Annotated in this window: 14 protein-coding genes; 10 read left to right on the top strand and 4 right to left on the bottom strand. The window is 69.9% G+C overall.

What is annotated here, in order from left to right:
- Nucleotides 1-24 precede the first annotated feature (24 nt).
- The 3 genes from serB to IG98_RS0125210 form a co-directional block, all read right to left on the bottom strand.
- Entirely contained in the window at nucleotides 25-1,248 is a 1,224-nt protein-coding gene (gene serB / locus IG98_RS0125220; RefSeq protein WP_030916949.1) for a phosphoserine phosphatase SerB, read from the bottom strand.
- 76 nt (nucleotides 1,249-1,324) lie between these two features.
- A complete protein-coding gene (locus tag IG98_RS0125215; RefSeq protein ID WP_030916947.1) occupies nucleotides 1,325-2,116 on the bottom strand; it encodes an IclR family transcriptional regulator in 792 nt (263 codons plus the stop codon).
- A gap of 84 nt (nucleotides 2,117-2,200) precedes the next feature.
- Complete coding sequence (locus IG98_RS0125210; RefSeq protein ID WP_030916944.1) at nucleotides 2,201-3,493, bottom strand: zinc-binding metallopeptidase family protein; 1,293 nt, start codon at nucleotides 3,491-3,493, stop codon at nucleotides 2,201-2,203.
- Between the two features lie 98 nt (nucleotides 3,494-3,591).
- Between IG98_RS0125210 and fdxA the strand changes: the two genes are divergently transcribed.
- From fdxA to IG98_RS0125170, 7 genes are all read left to right on the top strand, one after another.
- The gene (gene fdxA, locus IG98_RS0125205) at nucleotides 3,592-3,909 is read left to right on the top strand and encodes a ferredoxin (RefSeq protein ID WP_030916942.1); all 318 of its coding nucleotides are present in this window, start codon (nucleotides 3,592-3,594) and stop codon (nucleotides 3,907-3,909) included.
- Entirely contained in the window at nucleotides 3,906-4,883 is a 978-nt protein-coding gene (locus IG98_RS0125200; RefSeq protein ID WP_037971161.1) for an NAD(P)/FAD-dependent oxidoreductase, read from the top strand. Before fdxA ends, IG98_RS0125200 begins: the two co-directional genes overlap by 4 nt.
- 54 nt (nucleotides 4,884-4,937) lie before the next feature.
- Nucleotides 4,938-5,714, top strand: coding sequence for an IclR family transcriptional regulator (locus IG98_RS0125195; protein WP_051752850.1), 777 nt, complete (start codon nucleotides 4,938-4,940; stop codon nucleotides 5,712-5,714).
- A 408-nt stretch (nucleotides 5,715-6,122) separates the two neighbouring features.
- Nucleotides 6,123-6,941: a fumarylacetoacetate hydrolase family protein gene (locus IG98_RS0125185; protein ID WP_051752849.1), complete on the top strand. Its 819-nt coding sequence runs from the start codon at nucleotides 6,123-6,125 to the stop codon at nucleotides 6,939-6,941.
- Nucleotides 6,942-6,990: 49 nt separating this feature from the next.
- The gene (locus IG98_RS50800; protein ID WP_030916928.1) at nucleotides 6,991-8,148 is read left to right on the top strand and encodes a TatD family hydrolase; all 1,158 of its coding nucleotides are present in this window, start codon (nucleotides 6,991-6,993) and stop codon (nucleotides 8,146-8,148) included.
- Nucleotides 8,145-8,918, top strand: coding sequence for an aldolase/citrate lyase family protein (locus tag IG98_RS50795; protein WP_051752847.1), 774 nt, complete (start codon nucleotides 8,145-8,147; stop codon nucleotides 8,916-8,918). Before IG98_RS50800 ends, IG98_RS50795 begins: the two co-directional genes overlap by 4 nt.
- A gap of 11 nt (nucleotides 8,919-8,929) precedes the next feature.
- A complete protein-coding gene (locus tag IG98_RS0125170) occupies nucleotides 8,930-9,301 on the top strand; it encodes a cupin domain-containing protein (protein WP_030916921.1) in 372 nt (123 codons plus the stop codon).
- A 20-nt stretch (nucleotides 9,302-9,321) separates the two neighbouring features.
- On the opposite strand, the gene IG98_RS0125165 is transcribed toward IG98_RS0125170, so the two are convergent.
- Entirely contained in the window at nucleotides 9,322-10,425 is a 1,104-nt protein-coding gene (locus IG98_RS0125165) for an acetamidase/formamidase family protein (protein ID WP_030916920.1), read from the bottom strand.
- Between the two features lie 197 nt (nucleotides 10,426-10,622).
- On the opposite strand from IG98_RS0125165, the gene IG98_RS0125160 reads away from it, so the two are divergent.
- The 3 genes from IG98_RS0125160 to IG98_RS0125150 are packed head-to-tail and all read left to right on the top strand — an operon-like array spanning nucleotide 10,623 to nucleotide 12,749.
- Entirely contained in the window at nucleotides 10,623-11,918 is a 1,296-nt protein-coding gene (locus IG98_RS0125160) for an aromatic ring-hydroxylating oxygenase subunit alpha (RefSeq protein WP_037971160.1), read from the top strand.
- Nucleotides 11,919-11,937: 19 nt separating this feature from the next.
- Nucleotides 11,938-12,456 carry an aromatic-ring-hydroxylating dioxygenase subunit beta gene (locus IG98_RS0125155; RefSeq protein WP_030916914.1) on the top strand — a complete coding sequence of 173 codons (519 nt, stop codon included), beginning with the start codon at nucleotides 11,938-11,940 and terminating at the stop codon, nucleotides 12,454-12,456.
- Nucleotides 12,456-12,749, top strand: coding sequence for a Dabb family protein (locus IG98_RS0125150; RefSeq protein WP_030916912.1), 294 nt, complete (start codon nucleotides 12,456-12,458; stop codon nucleotides 12,747-12,749). The genes IG98_RS0125155 and IG98_RS0125150 overlap by 1 nt, the downstream gene beginning before the upstream one ends.
- Nucleotides 12,750-12,816: the final 67 nt, after the last annotated feature.

Raw genomic sequence — 12,816 nt, 5'->3', positions numbered from 1 at the left:
ATCGTCCGCGGGGCGAAGGCGTGTTCAGCGGTTGTTGGTGATGACGCCGTCCTCGGCGTCGGCGTCCTCCACCTCGGCACGGGGGATGCCGAGCAGGTAGAGGATCGAGTCGAGGTAGGGCACGTTGACCGCGGTGTCCGCGGCGCGGCGGACCACCGGCTTGGCGTTGAACGCGATGCCGAGGCCGGCCGCCGCGATCATGTCCAGGTCGTTGGCGCCGTCGCCGATGGCGACGGTCTGGCTGATCGGGATACCCGCCTCGCGGGCGAAGCGCTCCAGTGCCCGCGCCTTGCCGGGCCGGTCGACGATCTCCCCGACGACCCGCCCGGTGAGCACGCCGTCGACGACCTCCAGGGTGTTGGCCGCGGAGTAGTCGATCCCGAGGTCCTCCACAAGGGCATCGGTGAGCTGTGTGAACCCGCCGCTGACGATCGCGAACCGGTAGTCGAGCCGCTTGAGCGTCCGTACCAGCGTGCGGGCGCCGGGGGTCAGCACGAGCTCCTCGCGCACCTTCTCGAAGACCTCCGCGGAGAGGCCCTCCAGCAGTGCGACCCGGCGGCGCAGCGACTCGGCGAAGTCGAGTTCGCCGCGCATCGCCTCCTCGGTGACCCTGGCGACCTCCTCCAGGCAGCCGGCGTGCGCGGCCAGCAGCTCGATCACCTCGTCCTGGATGAGCGTCGAGTCGACGTCCATCACGATCAGCCGCTTGGCCCTGCGGTGCAGGCCGGTCCGCTGCACGGCGACGTCCACCTGCTGGGCGTGCGCCTCGATGGCCAGTTCGGCCCGCAGAGTGTCGGGGTCGGCACCGGACAGGGAGAGCTCGATGCAGGTCACCGGGTAGCTGGACAGGCGCTCGATCCGGTCGATGTTGGCGCCGGCCGCGGCGATCCGCCCCGCGATGCCCGCCATGGCGGCGGGCTGCAGCGGCGAGCCGAGCACGGTGACGTTGAGCCGTCCCCTGCGCCGCTTCTCCTTTGGATCGGAGCCGGTGGACATCTCCACGTGCAGACCGAGATCCTCGGCGGTCCGCTCGACGGTGGTCCAGAGGGCACCGAGGGTGCCGCCGGTGCCGGTCGGTGTGTCACCCGCGTAGGAGACGAGGACGCCGAGAGTGAGCCGGCCGCGGATGACGACCTGCTCCACGTCGGCGACGACGACGGGGAATCCGGCCAGAACGGAGAAGAGGCGTGAGGTCACGCCTGGGCGGTCCGGACCGGTCAACGTGATCAGAAGCGTGCGTTGGTTCATCGGGTCCTACGCTACTTGGCTCCGGTTTCGACCGTGAATGCGGTTCGTCATCCGGACACCTGAAGTTCACGGAACGTCAGTGACCAGGGGAGTTCTGTTCCCTGCCGAGCTCGGCCGTCACCTCGGCCGCGGTCTGCCGCAGGGCCTCGGCGAGCGGGGAGTGGGTGCCCGCGGGAACCGAGGAGGTCGTGCCGACGATGGCCATCGCGGCCAGCAGAACCGGGCCGCGGAACACCGGGGAGGCGATACTGCGCACGCCGTTGACGGAGGGGGTGTTGGCCGAGATGTTGTCCTCGCGGATCTTCACGAGCTCCTGGCGCAGCTCGGGAGAGGCGGCCAGTTGTGGTTCGAGGCCGGGAATGTCCTCCGAGGGGAGGAATGCGCAGAAGACCCGGCCCTGGGCGGATTCGGTTCGCGAGAGGCGGGAGCCCATCCGTACGCTGACCCTTATGGTGCGGTCGGTGTTGTCGTCGACGCGGACGACGACGGCGGTGTCGCCGTCCCAGACGCTCAGCACGACGGTCTCGTCGATCTCCCTGACGAGTCGCTGCATGTAGGGCCCGGCGATGCCGATCACGGGCATGCCGACGCGGGCGGCGGCGGAGAGAGTGAGGATCTGCGGTCCCAGGGAGTACAGCGCCTCGCGCTCGTCGTAGCGGAGCAGGTTGCTCTCGCGCAGGGCTTTGGTGTACCGGTGCGCGGTAGCCTTGCTGGTGCCCAGGCTGGCGGTGAGCTGGTTGAGCGTCAGGTGCGGGCGGCTTACCGTGAACGCGCTGAGGATCATCGCGGCCCGCTGGACGGTCTGGATCGCCGGGGTTCTGTTCTCGCCGGCGACCCCCTTCAGGCTAGGCACTGGGTCGTCACCCATGTTGGTTCCCTCGCGTTATGTATGGAAGCTTGGCGCCGAGCGTATATTTTGCATTGCGAGACAGCATCCTGTCATCCAGAACATTCAATGTCGATGGCCCTGTCCCTCGACATCGCCGAGCGCGTGCCTGACGGCGATCCCGGCGTACAGGCGTGCGAAGCGCACCAGCGTCCGCGGATCGAAGACGTCCCGCCGGGGGTCGGCCGGGTCGGATTCGGGCGCCGGGCCGACCCTGGCGGTCGGGACCCCGTGGCCGCGCAGCACCACTCCGTCCGTCGAGCCCTTCCAGCCGGAGATGGCGGGCGGGGGCTCACCGTGCTCGTCGTGCCAGGCGGCGATCGCATGGCGGATCACCGGGGCGTCGGGTGAGGTCACCCCGGCGGGATGGACCAGCCGCGCGTCCACGCTCACCCGGCAGCCGTCCAGCGGCCCGCCGGGGATTCCGGCCCGCATCCTGGCGAGTACGGTCCGGGCGATCTCGTCGGGGTCGTCGCCGGGGACGGTGACCACGTAGAGGTGGAGCTCCACGACGCCCGGCAGCAGGTCGGGCTTCTCCAGGAGCCCTCCCCGTACCGCGCCGATGCCGGCCTCGGCGGCGAGCTGGCGGCCGGCGCCCGCCCTGGCCGCCACGTGCTCGGTGCGCCATGACTCCAGGATCGCGGTGGCGGTGCCGAGGTTGGCGAGGAGCCCGCCGCCCACGTCCCTGGCCAGCACCGGCCGGTAGGGTCCGCCCAGCCGTACCCGCAGGAAGATCGCTCCAGGCTCCTCGTACAGGACGCCGCGCGGGCCGCACTTGGCGACCACCGCGGCCGAGGGCAGCGGATGCGACCGGAGATGCTCGTCGATGCCCGAAGGCCCGGCGGGGGCGAACGGCGACGAGTGCGTGCCGCCCGAGGCCAGGAGCAGGGAGAGGCGGTGTGGCAGGCCGTCGTGTCGCAGGACCGTGGCCGCGGCCGCGTATCCCGTCAGCGCCGCGGCGGCGGGTGCGCGGGCGACGCCGAGGCCGAAACCCGCCAGCAGGCCGGACACCGGATCCACGGAGAGCGGCGCGGGCTCCTCGTCGATCCCGGTGGCCCACCGGTCGTGTTCGACGTCACCGGACAGGGAGGTGTCCAGGTGGGAGTAGAGGAGCAGTTCGGGCCCCGAGCCGCCGGCGGTGGACGTCAGGTTCGCCCCCTCGTCACCGACCGCTTCGAGGTTCCAGGGCAGTTCGGGCCAGCGGCTCCGGGCCCACGCCGCCAGCCGGGTCGCGGTCGCGCGCTCCCGGCCCCGGGGACTGGGGCCGGCGGCCATCACCCGGATCGCCTCGATGATCGGCTCGCTGGAGATCGCCACGCCGGTGGCGTGTCGCAGCTGTCGCAGGGCATCGCTCGTCATGCTCACATATTAACTCTATGCAAGATGGCATCTCGTATATTGACAACACTCGTGGTCGAATCCTACTGTTCCCCCACGTTGCCGACGAGGGAGGACTGATGGTCTACGTCGTGACCGACGCGTGTGTGGACGTGCAGGACAGATCGTGTGTGGAGGAGTGCCCGGTCGACTGCATCTATGAGGGTGACCGGATGATGTACATCCATCCGGATGAGTGCGTCGACTGTGGCCGGTGCGAGCCCGCCTGCCCGGTGATGTCGATCTTCCATCAGGAGGACCTCCCGGCGGAGGCGACCAGGTTCGCCGAGATCAACGCCGAGTTCTTCGCCGATCTGGGCTCTCCCGGTGGGGCCAGGAAGGTCGGCCGTACCGGCAGCGACCATCCCGCCGCGGTGCCTCCCGGCGGTGGGTCGTGACGGCGTACGACGTCGATCTGGTGATCGTCGGCGCGGGCCCCTCGGGGCTGTACGGCGCCTACTACGCGGGTTTCCGCGGCATGTCGGTCGCCGTGATCGACTCGCTGCCCGAGCCCGGCGGCCAGATCTCGGCGCTCTACCCGGAGAAGGACATCTTCGACATCGCGGGATTCCCCGCGGTGAAGGGGCAGCGGCTGGTCGACGAGCTGATGACGCAGGCGGCGCAGGCCGATCCGCTCTTCCTGCTCGGGGAGGGCGCCTGCGAGCTGCTGCACGACGAGGAGGGTGTGGAGGTCGTCACCGACGCGGGTACCCGGGTGCGCGCCAAGGCCATGCTCCTCACCGGAGGCATCGGCACCTTCACCCCTCGGGAACTGCCCGTGGGCGAGGAGTACCTGGGCCGGGGGTTGCGCTACTTCGTCCGCAGGCTGGACGAGGTGGCCGGCCACGACGTCGTGGTGGTCGGCGGCGGAGACTCCGCGGTGGACTGGGCACTCGCCCTGGAGCCGCTGGCGCGCTCGGTGACGCTCGTGCACCGCAGGCCCGTCTTCCGCGCGCACGAGCGCAGTGTCGCGACGCTGCACGCGTCGTCGGTGCGGGTGCTGACGCCGTACGAGGTCGTCGAGATCGGCGGCGACCCCCTTGTCGGTGAGGTCGTCGTCGAGAAGGTCAAGGAGGGCGGCCGCGTCACGCTGCCGGCCCAGACCGTGGTGGCGGCGCTCGGTTTCATAGCCGACCTCGGGCCTGTCCAGAAGTGGGGCCTTGAGCTGCGTAAACGGCACGTCCTCGTCGACCGGTCGATGAGGACGAACCTGTCCAGGGTGTTCGCCGCCGGGGACATCAGCGACTACGACGGCAAGGTCAGACTGATCTCCGTGGGGTTCGGCGAGGCCGCCGCGGCGGTCAACAACCTGGCGCCGCTGGTGAACCCCGCCCTCGGTACCATGCCCGGCCATTCTTCCGATGCGGCCTGAGTTCGACAGTCGATAGAGTCCGATCCAACGGATGGTCTGTGCGGAGGAGTCGGCATGGCGGATCAGGCGCACCCCGGCGACGTCGATGTGGCCGACGAGGTGCCCGCCATCCAGACGGTGCGGCGTGCCGCGCTGATCCTGAGTGGTTTCACCATCGAGCGTCCCTGGCTGAGCCTCAATGAGATCACCGCGCGCCTGGGGGTCAGCAAGCCCACCGCCCACCGGTACGCCAGGGCGTTGCGGGCGGCCAACCTGCTCCGCTACGACCCGCGTAGCGCGCTGTACTCGCTCGGCCCCCAGTTGCTCGGGCTGGAGGCCGCCGCGCGGGCCGGGCTGCCCATCGCCGCGGCCGCCGCTCCCCACCTCGAACTGCTCATGCGCGAGATCAACCAGACGGTCGTGCTCAGCGTCTGGAACGGCGAGTGCCCGGTGGTGGTCAGCTGCGTGGACAACACCCTCGGCGACATCCGGCTGAGCGTCCGCACCGGCTCGCAGCTCGACGTCGCCCGCTCGGCCCAGGGCCGGATCTTCTGCGCCTACCTGCCCGTGGGAGAGGTACCCGGGCTCGCGCGGCGGCTGCGGGCCTCCGCGGAGTTGCGTGAACTCCTCAGGGAGGTCCGGCGGACCGGGCTCGCGATCAACTCTCCGGTGGACCACGGGGTACGCGTGCTCGCGGCGCCGATCTTCGAGGGTGATCAGGTGGTCGCCTCGATGGCGATCCTCGGCACGGTGGCCTCCCTCGCGGGTGACCTGGAGACGCGGGCCGCCGCCGTGCTGCTGGGGGTGGCGCGCGAGCTGTCGCGTGAGCTGGGCGGCACCACGCCCGTCTGAGCGCGGCCCGGCGGGTTCGGAAGCGGAGATCACGGCGCGGCGGCGTGCGTTCCCGCTGATCAGACATTCTTTCCAGAAATCACAGGTGGCCTCCCAGAGCGCTCAAGCACGCCCGCGATGTGACGCAATGCGAGATGTGATTCCGCATCTTGACACGCGCCAAGCGTTCCTCGTACGTTCATGAAGCCCGGTCGACCTGGCACGGCGATGGGGAACCCCGCCACTGGCGCGACCGCCCGCCGATGCCCCAAGAAAAAACCACCCCCCTGAACCCTCGCCGTCTCCCCTCAGAGCGTCGGTGAGAGGAGTAGGAGCAAGCATGGGTATGCGACGCGCGGGGGCCGTCATGGCCTTCGCGACAGTCCTCCGCGCCACCGCCTGCGGCGGCTCGCTCTCCGGGGAGGAGGTATGAACCTGATCGCCACGCCGCAGGGCCTGGCACGTCTCGACGCCGGCCTCGACGCTGACAGCGCCGTCCTGCTGGACCTGCCCTTCGCCGACGTGGCGGAGCTGCTCGCGGCAGGTGAGGGCTTCGCCCCCGCGCACGCCGCGCGGGAGCGGGGCCGGATCGAGCCGGGGGAGCCCCTGGCCCCGCTGGGCAGCACCGGGGCCATCTGGGGGGTGGGGCTGAACTACCTGTCGAAGGCACACCTGACCGGGCGGGCGGTCCCCTCCGAACCCATCCTCTTCCTCCGGTCGCCCTCGGCGGTGTCCGCACCGGGAGCGGAGGTGACGCTGCCGCAGGACCGCTCCAGCCAGGTGGACTACGAGGGCGAGGTCGCCTTCGTGATCGGGCGGCCGATGCACCGCACCCCGCCAGGTGAGGTGTGGAGCCACATCGCCGGCATCACGGCGGCCAACGACATGACCGCGCGTGACGTCATGGTCGCCACCGCGACCCCCACCCTGGCCAAGAGCTTCCCCGGCTTCGGCGCGCTCGGTGCCTCGGTGCTCGAACTCCCGGCGGTCGACGACCCCGAGCGGATCACTGTCAGGACCAGCGTGAACGGAACGGTCCGGCAGGACTCCAGCACGGCGGAACTGATCTTCGCCGTGCCCGAGCTGATCTCCAGGATCTCCCACTTCGCCGCGCTGCGACCCGGCGACGTCGTGCTGACCGGTACCCCGGCGGGCACGGGCCAGGACCGGGGGGTCTTCCTGCGTCCCGGTGACGAGGTGGAGGTGTCCGTCGCCGGCGTGCTGCCGCTGCGCACTCGGTACCGCTGAGTTTCCCCCTACCAGAGCCTTCGCAGTCCCCTGAGATGAGAGATATGAGATGACCGAGATTTCGTTCGACCTTGTTCTGTCCGGCGGCACCGTCTTCGACCCCGTGGCGGGCACTCACGCGGTCACCGACGTGGCCGTGACCGACGGCCGCGTCGCGCGCATCGCGCCCTCGCTCGCCGCGCAGGCCGGGGAGGTCGTCGACTGCGCGGGCAAGTGGGTCATGCCGGGCCTGGTGGAGGGGCACACCCATGTCTTCGAGAACGTCTCGAAGGTGGGGGCGCCGCCGGACGAGGCCCACCTGCGCCGGGGAGTGGTCGCCGCCGCCGACGCCGGTACGGTCGGCGCCTCGACCTTCGCCGCCTTCCGCGAATTCGTGGTCCGGCCCGCCGAGATGCGCCTGGTCAACTTCCTCAACGTCTCGGTGCTCGGCCTGATCGACTTCCGTTTCGGTGAGCTGCTCAACCCGGACACGCTGGTCGCCGAGGACGCGCTGGCCGTGGCGCGGGACAACCCGGACGTGGTCCGCGGCTTCAAGATCCGTCTCTCCGAGGACGTGGTCGGCTCGGTCTGGCGCTCGCTGCTCAAGAGCTCCCTCGCGTTGGCCACCGACGCGGGGCTGCCCCTCATGGTCCACATCGGGGAGACCGAGGAGCCGCTGCCCGAGGTTCTGGGGATGCTCCGCCCGGGGGACATCGTCGCGCACTGCTACACCGGCAAGCCGCACGGCATCCTCGACGACGACAAGGTCATTCCCGCGGTGCTCGACGCGCGGGCTCGCGGGGTCCTCTTCGACAGCGCCCACGGCAAGAGCAACCTCAGCTTCGAGGTCGCCAGGAAGGCGATCGCCGAGGGCTTCCTGCCCGACCTGCTCACCTCCGACACCAGCGCCAGGAACTGGCGCGGGCCGGTCTTCGACCTGGTCACCAGCGCCGCCAAGCTGCGGGCGCTCGGCATGACCATGGACGAGATCGTGCCGCGGATGACCATCGCCCCCGCCCGGCGGCTCGGCCTGGACACCGAGGGGTACGGCACTCTCGTCGAGGGCGGTCCCGCCCACGTCACGGTGCTGGAGGACACCGAGGAGACGACCCTGCCCGACGCGGCGGGCAACTCGATCGTGGCAACCCGGCTGGAGCCGGCCCTGGTCCTGCACGGCGGGCAGCGGGTGGAGACGACGCCCTGGCGCGGCCTGGACAGCGGCCGGTGACGCCGGTCGGCGAGGCGAGACGGAGGCTGCGGACCGCGCTGGCCGGTGGAGGCCGGGTCGTCGGCACGTTCGTCAAGCTGCCCACCGTCGACTCCGTGGATCTCGCCCGGCAGGCCGGGTTCGACTTCGTCGTCGTCGACCTGGAGCACTCCTCGCTGTCGGCGGAGACGGCGATCTCCCTGGTGCGGCATGCCGCCGCGACGGGCATCCCGGCCCTGGTCCGGGTGCCGGTCGTGGATCCACCGCTGATCAACAGGGTGCTGGAGGCGGGCGCGGCGGGAGTGCAGCTCTCGACGCTGACCGCCGCCGCCGAGAGCGCAGCCCTGGTCGCCGCGGCCCGCTACGCCCCCCACGGGCGGCGGAGCGTCAGCCTCTCCCACCCGGCCGCCGGCTTCGGCGCCGTGGACCTGGCGGCGTACCTGGCGGCCGAGGCGGCGGAGCCGCCGCTGCTCGTCGGGCAGATCGAGACCGCCACCACCCGTGACCCGCTGCCGGAGTTGCTGGACGGCCTGGACGTGGCCTTCGTCGGTACCACCGACCTGGCCGTCAGCCTGGGCCTCCCCGGTGCGGAGGCACTGCTCGCGCGGGTGGCGGAGATCGTCGGCGCGGCCCGTGTCGTCGGGGTGGCATCGGGCGGCTGGCTCGCCCGTGCGGACGCCGCGCTGGCCGCCGAAAGCGGCCTCGGCGCCGCGCGTTACCTCATCGTCGGCTCGGACCTGCAACTCCTCGGTTCGGCCCTGCGCGAGGTGATGGACAAGTGGGATCAATGAAAGGAATGCCCATGTTCAACCAGCGGCTGTACGCCACCGCCGTCAACTGGGACGACATCCCCGCGACCGAGATCCGGCCGGGGGTCCGGCGCAAGGTGTACTCCACCGACGAGACCATGCTCGCCTGGCACGAACTGGCCGTCGGCATGACGCTCAACCCGCACAAGCACGACGACTTCGATCAGCTCGTACTGATCCTGCGGGGCAGGTGCAACTACTACGTCGACGGCGTGCCGCACGAGATGTCCGCCGGTTCGATGATGCTGGTCCCCCGGGGGGCGGAGCACTACGTCGAGCCCACCGAGGGGCCGTGCGTCAACGTCGACGTGTTCAGCCCCCCGCGGGCGGACTTCGGCGACTCCGTCTGGCTGCCCGGGAGCTAGCATCCCGGGCGGCTCGGCGGCTACAGCCCGAAGTCGGCCTTCCTGATCAGGCAGTGCACCCCCTTGACCTGGTCGACGACCTGGCTGACCTCGAAGTCGGCCGCCGCGCTGAGGTAGGCGAGCGCCCTTGGGCGTTCCATGCCCTGGGTGAGTTCGAGGAACGTCACGGCTGCCCGTACGGCACGCCGCATGGCCTCGTTGAGGTCCGTGTGCAGGCCGACGGGGAGCCAGTGGGTCGAGGTCTCGGCGAACGGCTCACCGAGCGTGCCAAGGAGCGTGCCGGCCTCCCTGGCGGGGATCACCGACAGGCGCAGGGTGGCGCGCAGCGGTGCCTCAAGCGCGGTCAGGGCGACCTCGCCGTCGCCCTGGGCGTAGTGCGGGTCGCCCGCGTAGAACCCGGCACCCGGGACCTGTACCGGCAGGTAGAGGCTGGAGCCGACCCGCAGCTCGTTGATGTCGAGGTTCCCGCCGAAGGAGCCGGGCGGCACCGAGTGGACCTGGTCGCCGGTGTCGACCGTCACCCCCATCAGGCCCAGGAACGGCGCGAGCGGGAAGCGCGCCGCCCGCCCCTCGCCGAACGGGATGACGCCGTGCAGACGCCCGGCTTCCTCGACCACCTCGGTGAAGACGCAGACGCTGTTGTACTCCCGCGCGCCGTCCGCGGGCGGGCCGGTGTCGGCGGCGGTCTCGGGGAACTCCCCGGGAAGCGCGCCGTAGCCGTGCCTGCTGCTGATGAACCCGTACGGCGCCCGGATCAGCAGGCTGAGCACGTCCACCTTGAGCACGTCGCCGGGTTGGGCCCCGGTGACGGAGATCGGCCCCGTCACCACGTGCGGGCCGTCGTTGTCGTAGTCGTGGGCGACGTCGGAGGCGGCCAGGTCGCGTGCGTCGGTGAGCACCTGGTCGGCGCCGACGCCGAATCCGGCGAGGTAGGAGACCGGGTCACGCCCCTGGTCCTCCAGGATTCCCTCGTGACTGAGAGTATCGATGGTGACGGTGTCGCCGGACTCGACGCGGAGCACGGGCTGGTGGTCGCGATTGGGCAACAGGCCCCAGAGGCTGGTGTCCGGGCTGGTGGGGAGGTAGTGGGAACCATCGATGCGGCCGGTCTTCGGCTGGAGCATTGTTCCTCCGCGGGGGATACGTCGCTGTCACCGGCTGAGAAAACTCGACAAGTGTTGCATTGCCGTTAACGGGGAGTAACCGAAGATTTCGGTGCGAAGACTGGTACTTGACACCGCGATGGTGCGGTAGCAGCATCACATAGCGAGATGGCATCTCGAATTCTCGTTCAAAGTCCGTAGGAAGGCCAGGCGCCGCGATGACGCAGCTGACACAGGGATATCCGATCTCCTCCCTCGTGAGGGAGGATGGGGAGGCGTTGTCGTTCAAGGTGCACAGGTCCGCCTATCGGTCGGAAGAGGTCTTCCAGGCGGAGATCTCCAGGATCTGGGGGCACACCTGGCTCTATCTCGGCCACGAGACGGAGATCCCCAAGCCGGGCGACTTCAAGACGAGGACTCTCGGCGGGCGCCCGCTGATCTTCTGCCGTGACTCCTCCGGCGAGGTCCAGGTCTTCCTCAACGCCTGCACCCACCGGGGCACCGTGCTCTGCCGCCACAGCGAGGGCAACGCGAAGTTCTTCCAGTGCTTCTACCACGCGTGGGTGTTCAGCAACTCGGGTGACCTCTCGGCGCTGCCCGGCGACGACGCGTACGTCGACGTGCCGGAGTTCCGCGAGGCGATGAGGCTGCGCTCGGTGCCCAGGATCCAGAGTCACGAGGGCTTCGTGTTCATCGCCTTCGACCCGGACGTGCCCGACCTGATGACCCACCTCGGCGAGGCCGCCCACTACATGTCGCTGACCGCGAAGATCGGTCCCGCGGGCATGGAGACCGTGCCCGGGGTGCAGCTGTACTCGGTCAAGGGCAACTGGAAGCTCGCGGTCGAGAACGCGATGGATGGCTACCACTTCGCGCCCACCCACAACACCTTCGTGGGCTACCTGCGCGAGACCGGCTTCGCCGTCACCGACGACGACCAGTACGCCTACGACCTCGGCGGCGGCCACGGACTGCTCATCCTGACCGGCCACAACGGGCGGATCGGCATGGTCTGGGAGCCGAGGTTCGGCGAGGCGGAGAAGGAGCGGACGGCTCTCAAGCGCCAGGAGATGGAGGACCGGCTCGGCCCCGAGCTGGCCGGAGAGGTAGCCGACGCCAGTCGTATCCTCTTCGTCTTCCCCAACCTGCTCCTGTTCGACCTGGAGGCGCTGACCATCCGCCAGCTCGATCCGGTCTCCGCCGGCCAGACCAACGTGCGGGCCTGGCAGTTCGTCGAGACGGACGAGCCCGCCGAGGTGCGGGCACTGCGGATCAAGACGATGGTCAGCTTCGTCGGCCCCGGCGGCCTCGCGACGCCGGACGACATCGAGGCGTACGAGGCGGTGCAGCGCGGGATCGAGGCGACCGCGAACGCGGCGGATCCCGCCTTCGACTGGAGTGACATGTCGCGCGGCATGGCCAACGAGCAAAAGGGCAACCAGGGCCGTTCCATCGACGAGGGCGCGATGCGCAGCTTCTGGCGTCACTGGGCCACCGTCGTGGGCCAGGACTGAGCGGGCCGGGACCGAGTCGATGGACGGTAAGAAGAGCAAGGAGAGCGCCGTGGGCGGCAGGACCATCACCCGGCACGAGGTGGAGGACTTCCTCTATCGCGAGGCGTCGCTGCTCGACGAGTGGCGCCTTGACGAGTGGTTCACCCTCTTCGAGGAGGGTGGGCGCATGGAGGTCGCCACCACCGACTGGAAGGGCTGGGACAGCTCCTCGGCCGGCTCCTTCATGTGCGACGACTACGACCTCATCAAGGCCAGGGTGAAGCGGCTCAAGAGCCGCAAGGCGCACGCGGAGAACCCGCACTCCAGGACCCATCGGATGATCTCCAACGTGCTCATCCTGGAACAGGGCGACAAAACGGTCTGGGTGAGTGCCAACTTCATCATTCACCGCTACCGCGACGGCGGAACCTACAGCTACGTGGGCCGCTACGAGCATGTCCTGCTGATCGAGGACGAGGGACTCCGCTTCAGGTTCCGCAGGTCGATTCCCACCATGGAGGCCATGGACGCGGGCGCACGGCTGAGCTTCATCCTCTGATGATCAAGCACATGCTGGTCTTCCGCTTCAAGGAGGACGTGCCGGCCGAGACGGTGGCGGCGGTCCTGGCGGAGCTGGAGACGTTCCCGAGCAGGTATCCGGCCATGCGCGACTGGGCCTGCGGGCCCAACGTCAGCACACGCGACACGAGCATGACGCACGGCTTCGTCGTCGGGTTCGACTCCGAGCAGGAACTGCTGGACTACCTGCACAGCTCCTCGCACGAGGAGTTCGTACGGCTGCGCTGGCGGCCGGTGATCGAGCGGCAGGCCATCGTCAGCCTGCACTGCTGACCCCGCCGCGACGCCCGCGCCGACCGGCACCACACGACGAGCACGTCACGAAGAACAAGAAGGAACG

It is taken from the genome of Streptosporangium amethystogenes (assembly GCF_000721075.1).
Taxonomy (GTDB): Bacteria; Actinomycetota; Actinomycetes; order Streptosporangiales; family Streptosporangiaceae; genus Streptosporangium; species Streptosporangium amethystogenes.
Note: the sequence above shows the minus strand (reverse complement) of the source record. Positions and strands in the feature narration are given on the sequence as shown.